The sequence below is a fragment of the Actinosynnema pretiosum genome, assembly GCF_024171695.1.
GTDB lineage: Bacteria > Actinomycetota > Actinomycetes > Mycobacteriales > Pseudonocardiaceae > Actinosynnema > Actinosynnema pretiosum.
On sequence record NZ_JAMTCF010000013.1, the window covers coordinates 76892 to 97265 of the forward strand.

Here is a 20374-nt window from a genome sequence, read left to right on the forward strand (position 1 = left end):
CCTGATCCCGCGCCGGGAGCCCTCGTCGCTGCGCGTTCCCGCACGTGGCGCCACCCGGTCGGGGCGTTTTCCCGGCGAGCGGGCCGCGCGGGGCGCTACCGGCGGTGGTCACGCGCCTGCGGTTGCCCCGCCCGAGCGGAACTCACCCGTCCGTGGCGAGCATTCCTCGCGAATGATGACGAATACTCCGTCATGTGAGCGACGAGTCCTGGAACGCCGAGGTCAACCGGGTCGCCGCGCTGAAGGCGCTGCGCCTGCTGGACACACCGCGCGAGGAGCGGTTCGACCGGATCACGCGGTTGGCGCGCGACGTGCTGCACACGCCGGTGGCCGTGGTGACGCTGGTGGACACCGACCGGCAGTGGTTCAAGTCGTGCGCGGGGTTCGACGCTACCGAGACGAGCCGGGGCATCTCGGTGTGCTCGCACGCGATCGAGCAGGACGACGTGTTCGAGGTGCCCGACCTCGCCGAGGACCGCAGGTTCGCCGGGTGGCCGGTGGTGACGAAGGACCACCTGCGCTTCTACGCGGGCCAGCCGATCAGTGCCCCGTCCGGGCACCGGGTGGGCACGCTGTGCGTGCTGGACCGGGAGCCGCGCACGCTGTCCGACCAGGAGCGGCAGCGGCTCAAGGACCTGGCGGCGTGGGTGGAGCTGGAGTGCGCGGTGGTGCAGTCCACGCTGGCCGCGCAGGACGCCGAGCGGGTGAAGCGGGACTTCACCGCGCTGGTCAGCCACGAGCTGCGCACCCCGCTGACCTCGGTGCACGGGTCGCTGGAGCTGCTGGCGTCCGGCCGGTTCGGCGAGATGCAGGCGCAGGCCTCGCGGCTGGTGGAGATCGCGGTGAAGAACACCGACCGGCTGGTGCGGCTGGCCAACGACGTGCTGGACCTGTCGCGGGTGCAGTCCGGGCAGCTGCGGCTGCGGCCCGCCTCCGTCGAGCTGGCGGACGTCGTGGAGAACGCGGTGATCGCCGTGGAGGGCACGGCGCAGCTGTGCCACGTGCCGCTGGTGACGCGCAAGGACCCGGTGACGGTGCGCGGGGACGCGGACCGGCTGGTGCAGGTGGTGACCAACCTGCTGGCGAACGCGGTGAAGGTGTCGCCGCCGGGGCAGCCGGTGGAGGTCGGGTGCTCGGTGGACGGCTCGATGGCGCGGGTCTACGTGCGCGACCACGGCATGGGCATCGCGGACGACGAGGTGAAGCGGATCTTCGAGCCGTTCGTGCAGCTGGGCGCCAAGAGCGGCGGCGCGGGCCTGGGGCTGGCGATCACGCGCGGCATCGTGGAGGCGCACGGCGGGACGATCGCGGTGCGGTCCGAGGCCGGGATCGGCAGCACGTTCACCGTCATCCTGCCAGTCGGTGGTCCTCTGGTGGACCGTCCGTGGTGGTGACCCAGCCGAGCGCGGAGCCGACCTGGTGACCGATGCGGAGCGGGTCGAACGGCTTGGGCAGCACGGCGAGCGCGCCCGCCGCGACCAGCTCCGCGTCCAGCGCGGGCTCGTGCGAGGCGGTGACGAACACGACCGGCGGCCCGTCGAGCGCGACCTGGGCGAGGACGTCCCGCCCGCTCACGCCGGGCATCTCCAGGTCGAGCAGCAGCCCGTCGACCTGCCCGGCCCGGCACCGCTCCAGCGCGTCCGCGCCGGTGCCGGTGCCGTCGACCTGCCAGCCGCTGTCCAGCAGGGACAGCAGGAGCAGTTCGCGCACGTCCGGGTCGTCGTCGACGACGAGCAGCCGCTTGGTGTTCATCGGACCTCCTGGTTGACGCGGTAGCCGACACCGCGGACGGTGGCGATGAAGTCGCGCGGCGCGCCCGCCGCCGCGAGCTTGCGGCGCAGGTTCGACACGTGGACGTCCACCGCGTGGTCGTCGGCCAGCCACTCCTCGCCCCAGGCGCGCCTGCGCAGCTGGTCGCGGGTGCGGACCTGCCGGGTGTTCTCGGTGATGGCCGCCAGCAGCTCGAACTCGATCTTCGTGGTGGCCACGGGGTTGCCGTTGACCTCGACCGACCTGGCGTCCAGGTCGACCTCGACGGGGCCGACGACGCGCCTGCTGTCGCGGGCGGCGGGGATGCGGGGGCGGCGCAGCACGGTGTGCACGCGCGCCACCAGCTCCCTGGGGGAGAAGGGCTTGGTGAGGTAGTCGTCCGCTCCGGCGGACAGGCCGACGAGCTTGTCGACCTCGTCCGCGCGGGCGGTCAGCATCAGCACGTAGGCGGTGGAGAACTGGCGCAGCCTGCGGCAGACCTCCAGGCCGTCGGGGCCGGGGATGTTGAGGTCGAGCAGCACGACCTCCGGGTCCCAGCGGCGGACCAGCTCCAGCGCGGTGTCGCCGTCGCCCGCGCTGCGGACGTCGAACCTCGCGTCGGTCAGGGCCATCTCGATCACGGTCCGGATCTCCTGGGTGTCCTCGACAACCAGGACCTTCGAGGTGCTCACGCCGCACAGTGTGGCCGGGGCGAGGAGCGCCTGCCCGTTCACCTGCGGCCCTTGGCGTGCCTGCCGGGAGGGGCGGGCTGGATGAGGGCGCGCTTGAGCGCGAGCAGGAGCGCGAGGCCGACCAGGACGATCACCGCGACCCGCAGCCACCCGGCCTGGCCGACCGCGAGGGCGGCGCGGCCGACGCCGGGCAGGTCGCCGATGCCGACCGGCACGGCGGCGGACTCGATGCGCAGCGCCTGCGGGTCGGGGTCGGTGTTGTTGTCGCCCTTGGTGCGCACGACGGTCTTGCCCTCCGAGGTGTTCAGCGAAATCACCCGGTGGGCGTACCGCTCGCCCTCCATGTCCGGGCGGGGCAGGACGACGACGTCGCCGACCGCGAGCTGGGAGACGGGGGTGGCCCTGGTGATGAGCAGGTCGCCGGGGTTGTAGGCGGGCTTCATCGACGGGGTGAGGATCGGGGCGAAGCCGATCTTGAGGACGATGACGGCGACGGCGGCGGCGACGGCGGCGCCCGCGACCAGGAACAGCAGCACGCCGCCGAGGACGCGCAGGGCCTTGCGGCCACGACCGGGTCGGCTGCCCGTGGTGGGGGCGGTGTCGGCGTCGCTCCTGGTGGCCTCGTCGCTCGCGGTGGGCGCGGTGGGCGCGGTGGCGACGGGCGCGGTGGGCGCGGTCCCGGTCCTGGCGGCGGGCACGGCGCGCTCGGCGGTGGTGTCCACGTCCGCTCCCGGCGTCTCGGCGGTCCTGGGGGCGGGCGCGCCGGGGGCGGTCGGGACCTCGGCCGGGGTCCTCGCGGCGGGCGCGGTCGGCGCCTCGGCGGACCTGGGGGCCGGGGCGGTCGCGCTCGGGGTCGTGGGGGCGGTCGCGGTCGTGGTCGCGGTGTCGCCCTGGTCTGCGGTCGGCTTGCCCGCTGCGCTCGTGGTCATGAGTTCACCTGGATTGCCGTTCGGTAGCTGTTGCGATCCACGGAGACGGACACGGAGACGGTCGTGAACAGGCCCGCCGGGAGGGTGAGGCGGAGCGGCACGACGGCGCCGATGCTCAGCGGGAGGCCGACGGGCGTCCCGGAGACGGCGGTGTACGAGGTGCCGGGGCAGGTGGCGGTGGAGGTGTTCCACGCGGTGCTGCACACGTCGAGCGCGGCGCCCGCGAGCGGGATGCCGCCCGAGGTGATGGTGAAGGTGGCCCTGACCATGTCGATGGTGCCGTTGTTGCGCACGGACGGGTAGGCGTAGGTGCGGGAGAGGCTGGTGTAGCTGATCGAGTAGGGCTGCCCGACGTAGGGGGTTCCCGCGGAGTTCTGCATGACCGCCGACGCGGTGATCGTGGTGCTGGTCCCCGCGGGCGGGGTGGGCAGGGTCCGGCCGGCGGTCGCGGTGATCGCGGCCTGGGCGGTCCCGGTCCCGAGGAACCCGGTGAGGACGGCCGCGCCGAGCACCGCGCAGCGGGCGAGCGTCCTCATCCGGGCTCCTGGTTCGCAAGGGGACTGCCTGGCCGGCCGGATCAGGCGTTGCTGGTGGTGGCGGTCCGCTGGGTCTGGCCGAAGGTGTAGGTGAGGTTCACGGTCTGGCCCTGCACGGTGTTGCCGGGCAGCGTGCCGTTGACGGTGGTCTCGTTCTGGTCCGGCAGGTTCAGGCTGACGCGCAGGCGCTGCACCGAACCGGCGGAGATGGAGCCCGCGATGAGCGAGGCGTTGGTGGTGAGGCTGCTCAGCGGGGTGGCGGCGAGCAGCGACGCGGTGGTGCCGGAGCACACGCCCGTGGTCGGGTTCCAGGTGCCGCCGTTGCAGGAGGTGATGCTCACCCGCAGGGCCTTGGTGGTGGTGCCGTCGGTGATGAGGGTGCTGGCGCCGGTGGCGGCGACCTGCAGCGTCATGGCCTGGCCGTCCAGGGTGCCGCTGTTGGTGAGGTCGACGTAGCGGTTGATGACGTCGCCGGGGGCCACGTTGGTGACGGCCTGGTCGAAGCCCGCGCCCTGGGAGGCCATGGTGAGCTTGAGGGTGCCGTCGGTGACCGACTCGGGGGTGACGTTCGCGGCGGTGGCCAGCAGCGTCGCGTAGACGCCGACGCCCATGGCGACGAGCACGGAGCCGCCGATGGCGGCGAAGGCGACCGGGCGCCAGACCGAGCGACGGGTGCGGGTGGTCTCGGCGGTGGTCTCGGTGGCGGTGGTGCGGTGCTTCACGGGAACTCCCTGGTGCTCGGTGCGGCTGCGGTCGTTGTCCCTTGCGTAGGACAAACGATGCGCCGCCGACCTCCACCGGTCCTCAGGCGTTCCTCAAGCTCACCTCAAGAAAATGACGATCTTGGAGCGATGAGCTCGACGGCAGGCGTTCCCGCAGCTCAGGGGCGGTTCTCCGGACGGCGCGGTGGCGCGGGTTCCGCCCCGCGCGAGGCTTGCGAGCGGTCACCGGGAGGCGATCCTCAAGCCCGGAGCGGAGGTTCGGCGGCCCGGAACGGCCGGTTGACCTTCAGAAAGTGGTGAAGTGCGGGAACTCGGTAGGCTACCCACCGGTCACCTCGGTGAAAGGGCTGGTGGAGCGTGGTGCGAGCGGATGGCGAGGAGGGCTCGGACGCCGGGGTGTCGCGGTTCGTCGAGCGGTTCGCGGGGATGCTCAGCGACGCCGGGATGGCCAGGATGCCCGCGCGGGTGTTCGCGGCGCTGCTCGCGACCGACAGCGGCGCGCTGACCTCGGCGGAGCTGTCGGACCGGCTCCGGATCTCCCCCGCCGCCGTGTCCGGGGCGGTCCGCTACCTCAACCAGGTCAACCTGGTCAGCCGCGAGCGCGAGGCCGGGACCCGCCGCGAGGTGTACCGGATCTACGACGACGCCTGGTACGAGTCGCTGTTCCGCCGCGAGCAGGCCCTCATCAACTGGGAGAGCGCGCTGCGCGAGGGCGCCGAGGCGCTCGCGGGCACCCCGGCCGGGACGCGGCTGGAGCGGACGCTCGCGTTCACCGAGTTCCTGGAGCGGGAGCTGACGGGGGTGCTGGAGCGCTGGCGCTTGCACCGAAAAGAGCACTTCACCCAGTGATGGCCTGTTCGACGCAGCGTCACGATCCGCGAATGCGACTGAACGGCGCTACTAGCGGGTGCCGGAAGTCAGCCAAGATCGATAAAGACCCGGTCTGAACCACCAGTTCGCGCGAACTCCCCACCTTCGAGCCCGTACCGCGGCGGCGCACCGGCCGTTGCGGTGCGGGCGACCCTGTATCGAGGGAGAACCCTGTCATGGGAGACGCTTACCGGAGACTGGCCGCGCTCGGCCTGACCGCCGTCACAGCCACCGCGCTGACCGTCGCGTCGGCGGGCAGCGCGTGGGCGGTCGGCGAGGTCGTGGGCGCGAACAGCGCCGACGCCGTGCCCGGCTCGTACGTCGTGACCCTGCGCGACGACGCCTCGCCGCGCGCGGCGGCCACCAGCGCGGCCGCCTCGCTGACCTCGCGCTACGGCGGCGAGGTCGAGCGCACCTACTCGCACGCCCTGAACGGCTTCCACGCCACCATGTCCGCCGAGCAGGCCGCGAAGCTCGCCGCCGACCCGAAGGTCGCGATGGTGCAGGCGGACCTGCGGATCACCGTGGACGCGGTCCAGCCGAACCCGCCGTCGTGGGGCCTGGACCGGATCGACCAGCGCGACCTGCCGCTGGACAGCTCGTACTCGTACGAGACGGGCGCGTCGAACGTGACCGCCTACATCATCGACACCGGCATCCGCACCACGCACAGCACGTTCGGCGGCCGGGCGAGCTGGGGCGCGAACACGATCGACACCAACAACACCGACTGCCAGGGCCACGGCACGCACGTCGCGGGCACCGTCGGCGGCGCGGAGTACGGCGTGGCCAAGGAGGTGAAGCTGGTCGCGGTCAAGGTGCTCAACTGCGCGGGCAGCGGCACCACGGCCAGCGTCGTCGGCGGCATCGACTGGGTGACCGCCAACGCGGTGAAGCCCGCCGTCGCGAACATGAGCCTGGGCGGCGGCGCGGACGCCACCCTGGACGCGGCGGTGCGCGCCTCGGTCGCCTCGGGCGTCACGCACGTGGTGGCCTCGGGCAACAGCAGCGCGAACGCCTGCAACTACTCCCCCGCCCGCGTGGCCGAGGCGATCAGCGTGAACGCCTCGACCAGGACGGACTCGCGCGCCTCGTTCTCCAACTTCGGGACGTGCACCGACGTCTTCGCGCCGGGTGAGGGCATCACCTCGTCGTGGAACACCAACGACACCGCCACCAACACCATCAGCGGCACGTCGATGGCGTCCCCGCACGTGGCGGGCGGCGCGGCGCTGTACCTGGCGGAGAACCCGACCGCCGCGCCCGCGACCGTGGAGGCCGCGCTGCTGTCGGCCGCCAGCGCGGACAAGATCGGCAACGCGGGCGCCGGGTCGCCGAACAAGCTGCTGTTCACCGGCAGCACGACGACCCCGTCGATCGCGAACCCCGGCTCCAAGGCGAACCTGGCCGGTGACTCGGTCAGCTTCCAGCTGTCGGTGTTCGGCGGCACCGCGCCGCACGTGTTCACCGCGACCGGGCTGCCGGACGGCGTGAGCATCAGCGACGGCGGCCTGGTCTCCGGGTCGCCGACGACGGCGGGCAGCTACTCGGTGACCGTGACGGCCACGGACTCGCTGGGAGTGTCCGGATCGACCTCGTTCAGCTGGCTGGTGGTGGAGCCGGGCGCGGAGTGCCCGACCACGACCAACAGCACCGCCTACCCGATCGCCGACAACTCGACGGTGAGCAGCCCGATCACCCTGGCGTGCGGGGCGCTCGCCTCGGCGACGACCACGGTGACCGTGGACATCACGCACAGCTACATCGGTGACCTGGTCGTGGACCTGGTCGCGCCGGACGGGTCGGTCTACAACCTGCACAACCGGACCGGGGGCAGCGCGGACGACATCAAGCGCAGCTTCACCGTGGACGCGTCGAGCGAGGTCGTGGTCGGCACCTGGACGCTGCGGGTGCAGGACGCGGCGTCGCTGGACACCGGTCGGCTGAACTCGTGGTCGCTGGACGTGTGACGGCCCGCCGGGTGACCGGCGGCTGAAAGGACTGGCGGCCGGGTGACCGGCGGCTGAGCGGGGCCTGGTTCCGGGGGAGTCGCACCCCCGGAGCCAGGCCCTCCGCTCTTCTCGCGGTCGCCGCCGCTCAGCCGGTCAGAGCGCGATGCCGAGCAGGGCGTCCACGGCGGTGCGGAACACGCCGGGCGCCTCGGCGTCGGGGCCGCCCCGGTCCCACGCCTCGCGCGCCCACGCGTCCAGCGCGGCGAGTGCCTTCGGGGTGTCGAGGTCGTTGCCGAGGTGGTCGCGCACCCGCGCCACGACGTCGTCCACGGACGGCCCGGACTCCAGGTCGGCGGCCGAGCGCCACAGCGCCAGCCTGGTCCCGGCCTCGACGAACAGCTCGTCGGTCCACGGCCGGTCCTCGCGGTAGTGGCCCGCGAACAGCGCCAGCCTGATCACGCCGGGGTCGACGCCGGTGGAGCGCAGCTTGGACACGAACACCAGGTTGCCCCTGGACTTGGACATCTTCTCGCCGTCGAGGCCGATCATCCCGGCGTGCGCGTAGTGCCGGGCGAACGGGTGCTGGCCGGTGAGCGCCTCGGCGTGCGCGGCGCTGTACTCGTGGTGCGGGAAGACCAGGTCGGAGCCGCCGCCCTGCAGGTCGAACGGGGTGTCCAGGTTGGTGAGCGCGATGTGGCTGCACTCGATGTGCCAGCCGGGCCGCCCGGTGCCGATCGAGGTCTCCCAGGACGGCTCGCCGGGTCGCGCCATGCGCCAGAGCAGCGCGTCGAGCGGGTCCCGCTTGCCGGGCCGGTCCGGGTCGCCGCCGCGCTCGGCGAACAGCCGCAGCATGGTCTCGCGGTCGTAGTTCGACTCGTAGCCGAAGTTCGGCGTGGCGTCGTGCGGGAAGTAGACGTCCGGGTACTCGTCGTCGTCGAGCCGGTAGGCCGCGCCGGACGCCAGCAGCTTCTCGATCATGTCGACGATGCCGGGGATGGACTCGACGGCGCCGACGAACTCGCGCGGGGCCAGGACGCGCAGCGCCTCCATGTCCTCGCGGAACAGGGCGGTCTCGCGCATGGCGAGCACGACCCAGTCGTCCTGGTCGCGGGCGGCGCGCTCCAGCAGCGGGTCGTCCACGTCGGTGACGTTCTGCACGTAGTGCACGTCGTGCCCGTTGTCCAACCAGATCCGCTGCACCAGGTCGAACGCCAGGTAGGTGGCCGCGTGGCCGAGGTGCGTGGCGTCGTAGGGGGTGATGCCGCAGACGTACAGCCGGGCGGTGTCCCCCGGCGCGGTCGGACGGACCTCGCCGGTCGCGGTGTCGTGGAGCCGGAGGGGGCGGGGCGCACCGCGGAGCTTGGGAACGGACGGGGAGGACCAGGTCTGCATGGCTCGACGATAACCCGCGAACGGGCCCGTTGACCGGGGTCCGAGCGGTGGGACGCTGATCACTCCGCCCGCGCGGGAAACCGCAGTTCCGCGCGGCCCCCGGACGGGCCGCCCGCCGGGTCCGCGCACCGCCGTCGACCGGGGGCCGCTCCCCCGCCCCGTGACCCGCCGCCACCGGCGCGGGGACGCGGGTCCACCGCCCGAGGACGGCCGAACGGACCAGTCCCGACTCAACTCCGATGTGGATATTCCACCCCGGAACGCGGGCGTTCGGGTGATTACCCCTCGTCGACGCGGGTAGAGCATGAGGTGCCCTGGCACCGCAGCCCGAGGAGGCGGCATGACCGCGCTCAAGCCGGAACCCGTGGTCGTCCGCCCCGGCGGGGGCGCGCGCGGGGCCAAGGGGTCGGTGCTGCTGGGGTTGCTGCGCACCACCGATCCCAAGCGGATCGGGTTGATGTACCTGGTGACGTCGTTCTTCTTCTTCCTCGTCGGCGGCCTGATGGCCCTGCTCATGCGGGGCGAGCTGGCCCGTCCGGGGATGCAGTTCCTGTCCAACGAGCAGTACAACCAGCTGTTCACCATGCACGGCACGGTGATGCTGCTGCTCTACGCCACCCCGATCGTGTTCGGCTTCGCCAACTACGTCCTGCCGCTCCAGATCGGCTCGCCGGACGTGGCGTTCCCCCGGCTCAACGCGCTCTCGTACTGGCTCTACCTGTTCGGCGCGACGGTGACGGTCAGCTCGATGCTCACCCCGGCCGGGGCTCCCGACTTCGGGTGGACCGCCTACACCCCGCTGTCGACGGCGGCGCACTCCCCCGGTGTCGGCGCGGACCTGTGGATCCTCGGGCTGGCGCTCGGCGGGGTCGGCACGATCCTCGGCGCGGTCAACATGATCACCACCGTGGTGTGCCTGCGCGCACCGGGCATGACCATGTGGCGGCTGCCGATCTTCACCTGGAACATCCTGGTCACCAGCGTGCTGATCCTGCTGGCGTTCCCGATCCTGACCGCCGCGCTGCTCGCGCTGGCCGCCGACCGGCACCTCGGCGCGCACGTGTTCGACCCGGCGAACGGCGGCGTGATCCTGTGGCAGCACCTGTTCTGGTTCTTCGGTCACCCGGAGGTGTACATCATCGCGCTGCCGTTCTTCGGCATCGTGACCGAGGTGTTCCCGGTGTTCAGCCGCAAACCCCTGTTCGGGTACAAGGGCCTGGTGTTCGCCACGCTCGCGATCGCCGCGCTGTCCGTGGCGGTGTGGGCGCACCACATGTTCGCGACCGGCGCGGTGCTGCTGCCGTTCTTCTCGCTGATGACGTTCCTGATCGCGGTGCCGACCGGGATCAAGTTCTTCAACTGGATCGGCACCATGTGGAAGGGGCAGCTCACCTTCGAGTCGCCGATGCTGTTCTCGATCGGGTTCCTGGTGACGTTCCTGTTCGGCGGGCTGTCGGGCATCCTGCTCGCGTCGCCGCCGATCGACTTCCACGTGCACGACACGTACTTCGTCGTCGCCCACTTCCACTACGTCCTGTTCGGCACGATCGTGTTCGCGACGTTCGCCGGGATCTACTTCTGGTTCCCCAAGATGACCGGCCGGATGCTGGACGAGGGCCTGGGCAAGCTGCACTTCTGGACCACGTTCCTGGGCTTCCACGCCACGTTCCTGGTGCACCACTGGCTGGGCAACGAGGGGATGCCGCGCCGGTACGCCGACTACCTGCCGTCGGACGGGTTCACCCTCCTGAACACCCTGTCCACGGTCGGGTCGTTCGTGCTGGGCGCGTCCGTGCTGCCGTTCGTGTGGAACGTGGTGCGCAGCTACCGCTACGGCGAGGTGGCGACGATCGACGACCCGTGGGGCTTCGGCAACTCGCTGGAGTGGGCCACCTCGTCCCCGCCGCCCAGGCACAACTTCACCGAGCTGCCGCGCATCCGCAGCGAGCGCCCGGCGTTCGAGCTGCACCACCCGCACATGGTCGACCGGATGCGGGCGGAGGCGCACTTCTCGCTGCGCAGGGGCGGCGAGTCGACCCCGCCGGACCCGACGACCGAGCAGGCGCTCGCGCCGACCGACCGCAACCGGAAGAACCCCTCGGACGAGTGAACTTCCACCTGGTGGTGAGGGCTGCCGCCCGGTGGGGCGCGGCCCGCGCGCGCCCGAGTGGGTCACCTCACCGGTGGCGGGCTCAGAACCGGTCCACCAATGCCGTAGCGGATCAGGTGCAGCCAGCACCGTAGGTTCCGCGAGAGGCTTGTCATGAAACTGTCGGATGTCCGCATCGGCACCAAGGTGCTGCTCGCGGTGGGCGTGGTGGCCCTCGCCTCGGTGCTGACCGGCGTCACCGGCCTGGTGAAGATCGAGTCCTTGCAGGACACGAACGAGATGCAGCTGAGCCGGACCGTCCCCTACCTCAACGGCCTGCAGGAGGCCGCGCTCCAGGCGAAGGCCGCCGCGAACGACGAGCGCGGTTACCTGCTGACCGGCGAGTCGTCCTACCGGGACAGCTTCGAGAAGCGCTTCACCGCCGTCGCGGACGCGCTGCGCAGCTCCGAGACCTCCACCCAGCGCCCCGAGCGCAAGGAGGCGGTCGCGAAGGTCCGCGCCGAGCTGGAGACGTGGCACAGCTCGGTGATCACCGAGCTGGACCTGTTCACCACCGACCGGGCGGGCGCGATCACCGCGTCCACCACCGTGAACCGCGACCTGCGCAAGGCCTACGAGGACGTGCTGGCCGTCGAGGTGCAGGCCGCTGTCGACGACCTGGCGTCCAGCACCGACTTCAACGAGACCGTCGAGTCGGCGCAGCTGCAGATGACGCTGATCCTGGTGCTGGGCACGCTCGCGGGCGTGGCCGTGGCGCTGTGGATCGGCCGCCGCATCTCGCGCCCCGTCGGCGAGGTCGTGACCGTGCTGAACAAGGTCGCCGACGGCGACCTGACCGGCCGCGTCGACGTGCAGGGCAAGGACGAGGTCGCCCAGATGGGCGAGGCCCTGAACCGGGCGGCGTCCAGCATGGAGCAGGCCGTGCGCACCATCGACCAGTCGGCGTCGGCGCTCGCGAACGCCGCCGAGGAGCTGCACACCACCAACGCGGAGATCGCCCGCAGCGCGCAGGAGGTCGACTCGCAGGCCAACCAGGTCGCGACCTCGGCGCAGGACGTGTCGGACAACATCTCGACCGTCGCCACCGGCTCGGACCAGATGAGCGAGGCCATCCGCTCGATCTCCACCAGCGCCTCCGACGCCGCCGACGTGGCGTCCCGCGCGGTGGCCGCCGCCCAGAGCACCACCGCCACGGTCGGCGAGCTGGGGCAGTCCAGCGCGGAGATCGGCGACGTCATCAAGGTGATCACCTCGATCGCCGAGCAGACCAACCTGCTGGCACTGAACGCCACGATCGAGGCCGCGCGCGCCGGTGAGGCGGGCAAGGGCTTCGCGGTGGTGGCGAGCGAGGTCAAGGACCTGGCGCAGGAGACCGCGCGGGCCACCGAGGACATCGCGCGGCGGGTCGAGGTGATCCAGTCGAACACCACGAACGCGGTGGCGGCGATCGCCGAGATCAGCCACGTGATCGCGCAGATCAACGACCACCAGATGACCATCGCCTCGGCGGTGGAGGAGCAGACCGCGACCACCGGCGAGATGAACCGGAACGTGTCGCACGCGTCGGACTCCAGCGCGAAGATCGCCGCGAACATCACCGGCGTGGCGAGCGCGGCGAGCAGCACCACCACCAGCGTGGCCGAGGCGCAGCGCGCCGCAGGTGACCTGGCGGGCATGGCGGAGAACCTGAAGTCGCTGGTGTCGGGCTTCCGGACGTCCTGATCAGCGGTTCGGCACGTGGGCCCGGCGCTTCCCTTCGCAGGGGGGCGCCGGGCCCTTCGCTAGTTCCAGGCGCGGCGGAACGCGGTGAGCAGCTCGCCCGCCGCGTACGGGTTGGCGCCCAGGTAGCGGCGCACGCGCGCGAGCGACTCGAACCCGCCGGGACCGCCGCGCAGCCCGGTGGCCAGGCGTGACGCGTCGAGGTCGGCGCCGAAGACGGCCACGAGGGTGGTGAGGTGCTCCAGCAGGGCGACGATGTCGTCGCGCAGCCCTTCGGCAGCCGCCCCCACCTCGGTCTCCTCCACCCGCTCCCGGTACGCGCGCAGCTCGTGCGGCGCGGGCCGCTCGTCCAGGAGCGGGATCAGCGCCGCACCGGCCTTGCGGTCGGGCAGCCGGACCAGGCGGTCGGCGGCGGCGTGCAGGTACCGGTCGAGGTGGCGGGACGCGGCGTGCGCGGTCGCCTCGGCCAGCGTGCCCGGACGCGCCCCGATCACCTCGACGTGGCGGACCAGCTCGCGCGCGAGCCCGCCGGAGAGCACGTAGGCCAGCGCGGCGAACTGCTCGGGCAGGTTCACCACCCGCCGGTTGAGCAGGGCCCTGGCCTGCGGGAAGTCCAGGTAGTCGAGCCGGACGACCGCGTCGAAGGCGCTGTCGAACGCGCTGCGCGCGCCCATCGCGGACAGCTCGAAGTCGGCGAGCGCGTCGTCGGAGACGGCGACCAGGAAGAAGCAGTTGTCGACCGTGAAGACGGCCTTGACCTCGTTGAGGAACCGCTGGGCCTGCTCGGCGTCGCCGATGCGGTCCAGCTCGTCCACGCCCACGACGACCCGTCCCCCGTCCGCCGCCAGCACCTCGGCGGTCTGGCGCAGGAAGCGGCGGAACTCGTCCACCAGCTCGGGGTGGCTGAGCGGGACGTCGTCGTGCTTGACCGAGCGCTTGCCCTTGACCGCCCACTTGATCCCGAGGGTGAAGTCGCCGCCGGTCTCGCGCTCGGCGGTGGTGGAGCGCAGGTGGCGCAGGCGGTCGCGGTGCCTGCGGGCGAGCGTGCCCAGGTGGGCCGGGGTGAGGCGGTCTCCGGTGCGGCGCGGTGACCGGACCCTGGCCGGGGCGGGGGCCCACCGCTCGACGGCGTCGCACAGCGCGCCGAACAGGTAGCCGAGGAAGTCCCTCGGCTGGTAGTCGACGGGCGCGTCGACCCGGACCGCGAGCAGCGGGCCGTCCTGCTCGGCGTAGTGGCCCGCGCACCAGCGGCCGAGCATGGTGGTCTTGCCGACGCCGCGCGGTCCGGCGAGCGCGTACGCGCCCCGACCGCGCTTGAGCAGGCGGCGCAGCTCGTGCGCGGCGGGGGTGTCGATGTCGACGACGGTGTCGGGGCCGAAGAAGCTGGTGGCGGGCTCGGCCATGCGGGTGGAGTGGTGCGGCGCGGGGTTGCTGGCCTCCGCCGCGGCGGGCAGCACGCCTCGATCGTGGAGCGCGTCGAGCCAGGCGGCGTGCGCGGCCTTCACGGCGTCGGCCTGGTCGGAGCGGGCGAGGTAGCGGAGACCGCAGGCGGAGACCAGGAGGAGGAACCCGATGAAGGCGGCGGGCTCCCACTGCGACCACGGCTCCCCGAGGCGGTCGTAGAGCACCACGCCTGCGAGCGCCAGGAGGACGAGCGCCCCGGTCGCGAGGTCCCCCGCTCGCGTCCTCCACGACCTGACGCCGGTCCGCCGGGCCCTGAGGTCCAGCAGGGCGGCGTGGTAGGCCTGCCACTCCTCGCTCGCGACGGCGAGCACCCGCCTGGCCGGGTGGGCGCGCAGGCGGGTCGCGGTGGACGCGGGCAGCGGCACCTCCCGGACCGCGCGCTCGACCAGCCGGGCCACCGCCCCGGCGGAATCCTCGATGTCGGTCTCCCATTCCTCAGCCACACCCGAGAAGATCAACGAGACGTTCCGGGGATACGAGGGGGACCACCGTGGCCGACCGCCACCTGATCGACGTGCACCTGCTCCTGCTGCGCCCAGGCCCAGCTCCTGCCCCTGCTTCTCAGGTGCTGCTGTCCCTGCGCCGCGATCCCGCGCACCCGAGGTTCGACGGCCGCTGGCACCTGCCGTCCGGCAAGCTCGACGCGGGCGAGTCCGCGCTCACCGCCGCCGCCCGCGAGGCGCACGAGGAGCTGGGCGTGGTGATCGCCGAGGCCGACCTGCGGCTCGTGCACACCGCCCACGCCACCGCGCCCGGCGTCGAGCCCCGGCTCGGGTTGTTCTTCGCGGTCGCGGCCTGGGGCGGCGAGCCGGTCAACGCGGAGCCGGACAAGTGCTCCGAGCTGCGCTGGTTCGGGCTCGACGCGCTGCCCGACGACCTGATCGAGTACTCCAGGCTCGGGCTGGACGGTCACCGCGCCGCGACGTCCTTCAGCGTGTACGGGTGGTGACCACCCGACTGGCGGTCACCCGTTGCCGGGGCGGCGGGCACGGCGTGTGTGAACATCGAACGAGCGGTGCTCGTGGGCGGGAGGGGCGACGTGGGTGAGGAGCGGGGTCGGGGGGTGCCGTGGGAGGGGCTGCGCGGCGTCGAGCTGCACGAGGCCTGCCTGGTCGCCGCGCGCGGGGGTGACCACCGGGGGCTGGACGTGCTCATCGCCGAGCTGACGCCGCTGGTCTGGCACGTGGCGCGCGGCCACGGCCTCGACCGGGTGACCGCCGCCGACGTGGTGCAGGCCGTCTGGTTGGCGCTGCGGCACAACCTGGAGCGCGTCCCCCAGGCGCGGGCGCTGGCGGGCTGGCTGGTGGTGGCCGCGCGGCGGGAGGCGAGGCGGGTCGAGGGGCGGGACGCGGCGCACCTGCTCGACGTCGAGCTGTCGGGCGTCACCCGAGGGCGCGACCGGCGGTTGTGGCGGGCGTTCCGGGGACTGCCGAGGCAGTGCCAGGAGCTGCTGCGGCTGACCGTGCTGGCCGGGCGGACCGAGTACCGGGGGCTCGCGGAAGCGCTGTCCTCACCGCGCGGCGGGCCGACCAGGGGCGGGTGCCTGAAGGCGCTCCGGGACGGGCTCGACGCCGAGGAGAACGCCGAGCTGGGCATCGGCGGACCGGAGGACACCGGGCTGGAGAGCGCCGAGTGGGAGACCTCGGGATGGGAGACCGCCGGACGGGAAGGACCGGGGAACGCCGGGCGGCAGGGCGCGGGGCCGGAGGGCGCGGGGCCGCAGGGCGCCGGGTGGGAGAGCGCGGAACGAGGCGCCGGGCGCGCCTCCCGGATCGTGCTGCGGCCCGAGGGCGGGGCGCTGGTCGGGACCGCGTTCGAGGTCGACTTCACCTTCGTCGCCGAACCGCCCGACCTGGACCGGTTGCCCGCGCCCGAGCCGATCCGGGTGCTGCTGCACGTGGACGACGCCCTGGTGCACCCGCTGACCCGGCGCGCGCAGGTGACCGAGGACCGCGACGGCGCGCCGGTCACCTTCACCGTCACGCCCACGCAGGCCGGGGTCCTCGCGCTGGTGTTCCGGGTGCACCTGGAGCGGGGCGGGCGGCTGCTGCAGGAGGTCCGCGCCGAGGTCGCGGTGCGCGAACCCGGCGAGTGACCTCGGGCCCGGCCCCGGTGCGCCGGGCGCGGCACGGGCCCGAGCCGCCGCGCGGCCCGACCGCCCCGGCGCACGGCCCGACGCCAGCCCGCCCCCGGCGCACGGCCCGACCGCGCGCTCCAGCGCACGCGCACCCCGCGCACCGGCGCACGACGCCCGGTTCCGCGAGGCCCAGCCCGACGCGCTGCCCACCTGCACGCACCGCACCGCGCAAAACGGGAAGCGGGCCCGACACCGGCCCACGCCGCACCGCACGAGACGAGGAGCGGGCCCGACATCGGACCCGCTCCCGAACTGCGGCCCCGCGCCCGCCCCCGCGCCCGAGCTGCGGCCCCGTACCCGCCCCGCTGCCGAGCTGCGCCCCCTGCCCGCCCCCGCTCCCCCTCACCGCCTGCGGCGCGACCTCAGGTAGTCCCCCACCACCGCCGCGCCCAGCCCGTCCTCGTCCGGCGCGACCACCCGGCCGCCGCTGCGCCGCGCCACCCGGTCGATGAACGCGGTCAACCGGGGATCATCCCCCAGCCGGAACAGCGTCAGCGACGCCCCGAGCGCGCTCAGCGCGTCCACCTCCGCCACCGTCCTGGCCAGCGTCCGGTCCAGCGGCGGGTAGTGGAACACCGCCTCGCCGTCCTGCTCCAGGTGCGCGGTGGGCTCACCGTCGGTGACCACGAGCACCACCGGTTGGGCGTCCGGGTGCCTGCGCAGGTGCCTGCCCGCGAGCAGCAGCGCGTGGTGCAGGTTGGTGCCCTGCTCCCACACGCCCTCCAGCGCGGTCAGCTCGCCCACGTCGACCGCCTCGGCGTGCCGCCCGAACGTGACGATCTGCAGCGCGTCGCCCCGGAACCGGGTGCTGATCAGGTGGTGCAGCGCCAGCGCGGTGCGCTTCATGGGCACCCACCGCCCGTCCTGCACCATCGACCACGAGGTGTCCACGCACAGCGCGACGGCGGCCCGCGTGCGCTGCTCGGTCTCGCTGACCTCCACGTCGACCACGTCCAGCGCCACCGCCCCGCCCGGCGAGGCCCCGGCCGTCCGCAGCACCGCGTTGGTCACGGTGCGTGGCGCGTTCCACGGTTCGGTGTCGCCGAACTGCCACGGCCGGGTGGACCCGGTCAGCTCACCGGCGGCCCCGGCCTGGCGGCTGTCCCGCCGGCCCTGCGCCCGCACCCCGTCGAGCACGCCGCGCAGCGCGCTCTCCCCGAGCTGCCGCAGCGCCTTCGGCGTGAGCCGCAGCGAGCCGTCGGGGGCGCGCTCCACGAGGTTCTGCTGCCGCAGCAGCCGCTCCAGCTCGGCGAGCGCCCGCGCGTCGACCCCGGCCTCCGGCCCGAGCTGGCGCACGAGCGCGTCCAGGTCGATGTCCTCCAGCCGGGCCCCCGGGTAGGACTGGGAGAGCTGCTCGGCGAGCTGGTCCAGCTCGGCGAGGTCCGCCATGGCCTGCGCGGCCTCGCCCAGCCCCAGCGGGTTGTTCCCCCGGAACCTGGCCGAGGAGTCCCAGTCCTCGCCGGGCCGCAGCCCGCGCAGCAGCGAGTCCAGCGCGGACAGCTGCGAGCCGACCTGCGACCCGCCGAAGGCCTGCTGGCTCAGCGCCGACAGCTCGGCCCGCTGCTCCTCGGTCATCGAGTTCATGACGCGCTGCGCGGCGGCGGACCGGGCGGCCAGCACGTCGACCAGCTCGTCCACGTCCTTCGGGTTCTCCGGGAAGAACTCGCCGTGCCGCCGCATGAACTCGGCGAACCGCTCCCGCACGTCCTGCCCGGAGGCGTGCGCGGCGAGCAGCGCGTTGAGGTCGCCGAGCATCTCCTGGATGCGCTCGACGTCCGCCTGCCCGACCCCGCCCATGGCCTGCTTCATGCCCTGGAACCGCTGGTCCATCAGCTCCCGGCCGAGCAGCTGCGAGATCTGCTCGTAGGACTCGCGGGCCTGCGGCGAGCGCCACTCGTACGAGGACAGCTCGCGCACGGCGGCGGCGGTGCCGGTGGGCAGCGCGTCGAGCTGGGCCTCGCGGAACCGGGCGTCGTCGTCCGGGTCGGGGAACAGCGCCGCCCGCTCGGCCTCCAGCGCCCGGTCGAGCAGCCGCCGGACCTCCTGCAGGGTGCCGTCGAGCCGGTTGCGGCGGGCGAGCGCGGCCCGCTTCTGCCACAACCGGGCGGTCAGGTCGTCCAGCCCGCGCCCACCGGGCAGGCCGCGCCGCAGCAGCTCGCGCAGCGCCGACTCGGGCGAGGCGCCCTCCATGACCTCGCGCCCCAGCTCGTCCACGGCGGCGCGCAGGTCGGCGGGCGGGGCGAGCGGGTCGGGGCCGTCGGCGTACCGGCCGTACCGGTAGCCGCTCACCCGTACACCGCTCGGTCGTCGTCCTCGTCCTTGGCCAGCCGCCTGGTCAGGTACAGCGACTCCAGCGCCAGCTCGACGGCGGACGCGAGGTGCCCGGCCGGGCCCTTGGGGTCGGCGCCGAGCCGGGTGGCGACCTCGTGCAGCACGGGCAGCTCCGGCAGGGCGCCGAGCAGCTCGGCGGCGGTGACCCGCTCGCCGGTGGCCACCGGGTGCCCGTCCGAGACCGCGTCGGCGAGCTGGCGCAGGTCGATGCCCGCGAGCGCGGCGCGGGCGGTGTCGGCGACGGAGCGGCGCAGCAGGTGGGTGAGCACCTCCTGCTCGCGGCCCTCCTCACCGGCCTCGAACTCCAGCTTGCCGCGCAGCACCTCGGGCACCGACTCCAGGTCGACGGGCCGGGCGACGGCCGGGGCCTCGCCGGTGAGGGCGGAGCGGCGCAGCGCGGCGGCGGCCACGGTCTCGGCGGCGGCGACCGCGAACCGGGCGGAGACGCCGGAGCGCTGGTCGATCGCGGACGACTCGCGCAGGTGCCGCACGAACCGGGCGACGACCTCCAGCAGGTGGTCGCCCACCTCGGCGACGAGCTCGGCCTCCTGGCGGACCAGGTCGACCTCGGCGGCGACCTCGAGCGGGTAGTGGGTGCGGATCTCGGCGCCGAACCGGTCCTTGAGCGGGGTGATGATGCGTCCCCGGTTCGTGTAGTCCTCGGGGTTGGCGGTGGCGACGAGCAGCACGTCCAGCGGCAGCCGCAGGGTGTAGCCGCGGATCTGGATGTCGCGCTCCTCCATCACGTTGAGCAGCGACACCTGGATGCGCTCGGCGAGGTCGGGCAGCTCGTTGACCGCGATGACACCCCGGTGCGAGCGCGGGAGGAGTCCGTAGTGGATGGTCTCGGGGTCGCCGAGGCTGCGGCCCTGGGCGACCTTGACCGGGTCGACGTCGCCGACCAGGTCGCCGACGGAGGTGTCGGGGGTGGCGAGCTTCTCGGCGAACCGGTCGTCCCGGTGCCGCCACACCACGGGCAGGTCGTCACCGAGCTCGGCGGCGCGGCGCCGGGACTCGGGGGTGATCGGGTCGAGCGGGTCCTCGCCCAGCTCGGCGCCCTCGATGACGGGCGTCCACTCGTCGAGCAGCCCGACGATCGTGCGCAGCAGGCGGGTCTTGCCCTGCCCGCGCTCACCGAGCAGGACGACGTCGTGCCCGGCGAGCAGGGCCCGCTCCAGCTGGGGCAGGACGGTGCGGTCGAAGCCGACGATGCCGGGCCACGGGTCGCGGCCGGAGCGCAGGGCGGCGAGCAGGTTCTCCCTGATCTCGGCCTTGACCCCGCGCGGCTGGTATCCCGAGGCGCGCAGTTCGCCGGCGGTGGAGGGAAGTCGAGAGGTCACCCCTCGACGTTACGCAGGACGGGGTGCGCGGTCGATGCCGGAAGCGGTGGCGGGGCGGGGGTTCCGGTGGGTTTCGCCTGGTGGTGTGGTCACCCGTTCGCGTCGGGGAGAACGGGGAATAAAACGGGGCCCTGGAACGATGTGCTGTCCGGGAGCGCGGGTCGACCGCATCCCCTTCCGGGTTCGCGCCGCCGGGAAAGCCCGCCATGAGGGCCTGCAGTGAGGGCCTGCCGGGAAAAGCACCGACGGCGGCGTCCCGGTGTGGACGCCGCCGTCGGCGGGTGTTCGCTGCCGCCTCGCCGATCACTCGGTGGGGTGGTTTCCCCGATGGGGAGCCAGGTTCCGCGCTCCGGCCCGGTTCCGGCCGACCGGCCCCGGTCTCCCGGTTCCCGGCTCCCGATCAGGTGTCGTGCTCAGTGCTCAGGTGCTCA

Annotated in this window: 15 protein-coding genes and 1 pseudogene; 7 read left to right on the forward strand and 9 right to left on the reverse strand. The window is 73.4% G+C overall.

All coding sequences use genetic code 11. The annotated features are described in order from the left end of the window. Positions 1-194 precede the first annotated feature (194 nt). On the forward strand, positions 195-1394 hold the full coding sequence (locus tag LV78_RS25540; protein WP_253848161.1) for a GAF domain-containing sensor histidine kinase: 1200 nt from the start codon (positions 195-197) through the stop codon (positions 1392-1394). Here the strand turns inward: LV78_RS25540 and LV78_RS25545 are convergent. Genes LV78_RS25545 through LV78_RS25565 form a run of 5 tightly spaced genes read right to left on the reverse strand, consistent with a single transcriptional unit; the run spans position 1348 to position 4628 of the window. Further along, on the reverse strand, positions 1348-1752 hold the full coding sequence (locus tag LV78_RS25545; protein ID WP_253848162.1) for a response regulator: 405 nt from the start codon (positions 1750-1752) through the stop codon (positions 1348-1350). The genes LV78_RS25540 and LV78_RS25545 overlap by 47 nt on opposite strands. Continuing rightward, complete coding sequence (locus LV78_RS25550) at positions 1749-2441, reverse strand: response regulator transcription factor (protein ID WP_253848163.1); 693 nt, start codon at positions 2439-2441, stop codon at positions 1749-1751. The genes LV78_RS25545 and LV78_RS25550 overlap by 4 nt, the downstream gene beginning before the upstream one ends. A gap of 38 nt (positions 2442-2479) precedes the next feature. Further along, the gene (locus tag LV78_RS25555; RefSeq protein ID WP_253848164.1) at positions 2480-3370 is read right to left on the reverse strand and encodes a signal peptidase I; all 891 of its coding nucleotides are present in this window, start codon (positions 3368-3370) and stop codon (positions 2480-2482) included. Beyond that, positions 3367-3906 (reverse strand): hypothetical protein, encoded by a 540-nt coding sequence (locus LV78_RS25560; RefSeq protein WP_253848165.1) that lies wholly within the window; start codon positions 3904-3906, stop codon positions 3367-3369. Before LV78_RS25560 ends, LV78_RS25555 begins: the two co-directional genes overlap by 4 nt. Before the next feature lie 41 nt (positions 3907-3947). Further along, positions 3948-4628 carry a TasA family protein gene (locus LV78_RS25565; RefSeq protein WP_253848166.1) on the reverse strand — a complete coding sequence of 227 codons (681 nt, stop codon included), beginning with the start codon at positions 4626-4628 and terminating at the stop codon, positions 3948-3950. A gap of 360 nt (positions 4629-4988) precedes the next feature. Between LV78_RS25565 and LV78_RS25570 the strand changes: the two genes are divergently transcribed. Next, positions 4989-5477: a GbsR/MarR family transcriptional regulator gene (locus LV78_RS25570; RefSeq protein ID WP_308208749.1), complete on the forward strand. Its 489-nt coding sequence runs from the start codon at positions 4989-4991 to the stop codon at positions 5475-5477. 197 nt (positions 5478-5674) lie between these two features. After that, positions 5675-7468, forward strand: coding sequence for a S8 family peptidase (locus LV78_RS25575; protein ID WP_253848167.1), 1794 nt, complete (start codon positions 5675-5677; stop codon positions 7466-7468). 135 nt (positions 7469-7603) lie between these two features. Here LV78_RS25575 and mshC read toward each other — a convergent pair whose 3' ends face one another. After that, complete coding sequence (mshC, locus tag LV78_RS25580) at positions 7604-8842, reverse strand: cysteine--1-D-myo-inosityl 2-amino-2-deoxy-alpha-D-glucopyranoside ligase (protein ID WP_253848168.1); 1239 nt, start codon at positions 8840-8842, stop codon at positions 7604-7606. Between the two features lie 340 nt (positions 8843-9182). Here mshC and ctaD point away from each other — a divergent pair, with 340 nt between their 5' ends. Beyond that, entirely contained in the window at positions 9183-10952 is a 1770-nt protein-coding gene (gene ctaD, locus LV78_RS25585; RefSeq protein WP_253848169.1) for an aa3-type cytochrome oxidase subunit I, read from the forward strand. A 153-nt stretch (positions 10953-11105) separates the two neighbouring features. Further along, positions 11106-12674, forward strand: coding sequence for a methyl-accepting chemotaxis protein (locus tag LV78_RS25590; RefSeq protein ID WP_253848170.1), 1569 nt, complete (start codon positions 11106-11108; stop codon positions 12672-12674). Between the two features lie 59 nt (positions 12675-12733). On the opposite strand, the gene LV78_RS25595 is transcribed toward LV78_RS25590, so the two are convergent. Then, positions 12734-14578: a P-loop NTPase fold protein gene (locus LV78_RS25595; protein WP_253848171.1), complete on the reverse strand. Its 1845-nt coding sequence runs from the start codon at positions 14576-14578 to the stop codon at positions 12734-12736. 47 nt (positions 14579-14625) lie between these two features. Between LV78_RS25595 and LV78_RS25600 the strand changes: the two genes are divergently transcribed. Together LV78_RS25600 and LV78_RS25605 are read left to right on the forward strand one after the other, a co-directional pair. Continuing rightward, positions 14626-15084: an NUDIX hydrolase gene (locus LV78_RS25600; protein WP_253848172.1), complete on the forward strand. Its 459-nt coding sequence runs from the start codon at positions 14626-14628 to the stop codon at positions 15082-15084. Positions 15085-15174: 90 nt separating this feature from the next. Beyond that, positions 15175-15723, forward strand: a pseudogene (locus tag LV78_RS25605) (RNA polymerase sigma factor); the annotation flags it as partial. An 891-nt stretch (positions 15724-16614) separates the two neighbouring features. Here LV78_RS25605 and LV78_RS25610 read toward each other — a convergent pair. Both LV78_RS25610 and LV78_RS25615 read right to left on the reverse strand, forming a co-directional pair. Further along, positions 16615-18561 carry a vWA domain-containing protein gene (locus tag LV78_RS25610; protein ID WP_253848173.1) on the reverse strand — a complete coding sequence of 649 codons (1947 nt, stop codon included), beginning with the start codon at positions 18559-18561 and terminating at the stop codon, positions 16615-16617. Next, complete coding sequence (locus LV78_RS25615; RefSeq protein WP_253848174.1) at positions 18558-19943, reverse strand: sigma 54-interacting transcriptional regulator; 1386 nt, start codon at positions 19941-19943, stop codon at positions 18558-18560. The genes LV78_RS25610 and LV78_RS25615 overlap by 4 nt, the downstream gene beginning before the upstream one ends. Between the last annotated feature and the right edge of the window lie 431 nt (positions 19944-20374).